Annotated in this window: 1 protein-coding gene; it reads left to right on the top strand. The window is 71.6% G+C overall.

Going from position 1 to position 2,323, the window contains the following annotated elements; genetic code table 11:
• On the top strand, positions 1-2,289 hold a 2,289-nt coding region (locus tag G3N92_RS33015; RefSeq protein ID WP_206131712.1), incomplete at its 5' end, for a DUF4132 domain-containing protein.
• Positions 2,290-2,323: the final 34 nt, after the last annotated feature.

Below are 2,323 nucleotides of genomic sequence, written 5' to 3'. Positions count from 1 at the left end.
GCGGCGCTGTCGCTCGAGCCGCTCGAACTGGCGCCGGTCGAGCGCTGGGATGCGGCCGACCGCGAGGCCGCCGCCAAGCCCGATTCGTGGCAGGTGTCGCGGTTGCAGAACGCCGAGAAGGACAGGCTGATGCTGGTTCAGCAGCTCGGGTTCGAACCGCAGCGCGGCACCGGCGCGCGGGGCGACGTCGAAAAGATCGCCGCGCTGCGCGATGCCGCGGCCGTGGCGGTCCGCCGCGGCGACGCGGCGGCCTTCGTCGAAGCCTGGCGCGCGGTGATCGCCGAGCGCCGCGCGGCGTCGCGCTATTTCTGGTTCTGGCTGCAGGCCGACTATCTGACGGTCATGCCGAAGGCGATGGGGACCGACGTCTGGAACGCGATCGCCGGCGAGGTCGAGACGCGCTCGACCGGCCGCGCGATGGCATGCTTCGGCCTGCCCGCCTTGCCGGGGCTGCTGTCGGTGGTGCGCAGCGCGCCCGCCGAGAATTTCGACGAGGCGCTGCACTACGGCGCCGTCGAACTGGCGCCGTTCGCGGCGCGCGCGTTCGCCAAGCTCAAGAAGCTGCGCGAGCAGGGCCGCGAATGGCTGCTGGCGTTCCCCGAACATGCGGCGGCCGGGCTGATCGCGCCGGCGCTCGGCAAGGCCGGCGAGGCGCGCGATTGCGCCGGTTCCGCGCTGCGGCTGCTGTGCGCCAACGGCCACCAGGCGCTGCTGCTGGAAACCGCCAAGCGCTACGACGATCCGGCCGTGGCGCAAGCGTTGCAGGCCGTGTTCGACGAAAGCCCGCTCGACCGCTTCCCGACCCGCCGCGGCAAGCTGCCGGCGTTCTGGCAGCCGCGCGGCTGGCGCCGCCCGGTGTTGCCGAACGGCCATGCGCTGCCCGACGATGCGATCGATCATCTCGGCGAGATGCTGATGTTCCCGACCAACGAGGAGGTGTATGCGGGCATCGATGTCGTGAAGGGCGCCTGCACCGCCGCATCGCTGGCCGAGTTCAGCTGGGATTGCCTGACCGCCTGGCTCGATGCCGGCGCGCCCGGCAAGGAGAACTGGGCGCTGACCTCGGCCGGCCTGCTCGGCAACGACGATACCGCGCGCCGGCTCACGCCGATGATCCGCGCCTGGCCCGGCGAAGCGGCCCATGCGCGCGCGGCCACCGGGCTCGACGTGCTGGCCGGGATCGGCAGCGACGTGTCGCTGATGCTGCTGAACGGCATCGCCCAGAAGGTCAAGTTCCGCGCGCTGCAGGATCGCGCCCGCGAGAAGATCGACGCGATCGCGCAGGCGCGCGGGCTGTCGGCCGAGGAACTGGAGGATCGCCTCGCGCCCGATCTCGGGCTCGACGAGCAGGGCGCGCTGCGGCTCGATTTCGGCCCGCGCGCGTTCAAGATCGGGTTCGACGAAACGCTCAAGCCGTATGTGCGCGAACTGGCCGCCGACGGCGTGGCCGGCGCGCGCCTCGCCGATCTGCCCAAGCCGAAGAAGACCGACGACGCGGCGCTCGCCAAGGCGGCCACCGACCGCTTCAAGCTGCTGAAAAAGGATGCGCGCACCATCGCGAGCCAGCAGGTGGGGCGGCTCGAGGTGGCGATGTGCGCGCAGCGGCGCTGGACGCCCGAGGTGTTCCAGACCTTCCTGGCCGGCCATCCGCTGGTGCGGTATCTGGTGCAGCGGCTGGTGTGGGGCGTCTACGAGGTGACGGACGGCACGCTCAGCGGCGGCACGCTGCGCGCCTGCTTCCGTTTGGCCGAGGACGGCACCGCGGCCACCGCCGACGACGATACGTTCGATTTGCCCGAAGGCGATACCGTCCGGATCGGCCTGCCGCATGCGATGGAAATCGAGCCGGCCGATGCGGCGGCGTTCGGCCAGGTGTTCGCCGATTACGAGCTGCTGCAACCGTTCCCGCAACTGGGCCGCGACAGCTACCGGCTGACCGACGAGGAACGCGCCGGCAACCAGTTGCTGCGCTGGAAGGGGCTGTCCGTGCCGACCGGCAAGGTGCTCGGGCTCGCCAACAAGGGCTGGCGGCGCGGCGATCCGCAGGACGGCGGCTGCATCTGGAATTTCCTGAAGCCGTTGGCGGGCGGCTGGACGATCGAGCTGCTGCTCGATCCGGGCGTCATCGTCGGCGCGATCGACATGTATCCGGATCAGACGCTGCAGGAAGTGCGCGTGGGCAGGCGCGGGCGCTGGGGCGATCTCGCCGACGTGCAGCCGGTCTCGACGCTCGACGCGATCGCGGCCAGCGAGCTGGTGCGCGATCTCGAAGGGCTGCGCGGCGACTAGCGCGGCCGGCGGACGGGCGGGGCGGCGGGCGGGG

Origin of the sequence: Burkholderia sp. Ac-20379, from assembly GCF_017104645.1 — a bacterium.
Lineage (GTDB): Bacteria > Pseudomonadota > Gammaproteobacteria > Burkholderiales > Burkholderiaceae > Burkholderia.
The sequence above is the reverse complement of the archived record's forward strand: the minus strand, read 5'-3'. Positions and strand labels throughout refer to the sequence as shown.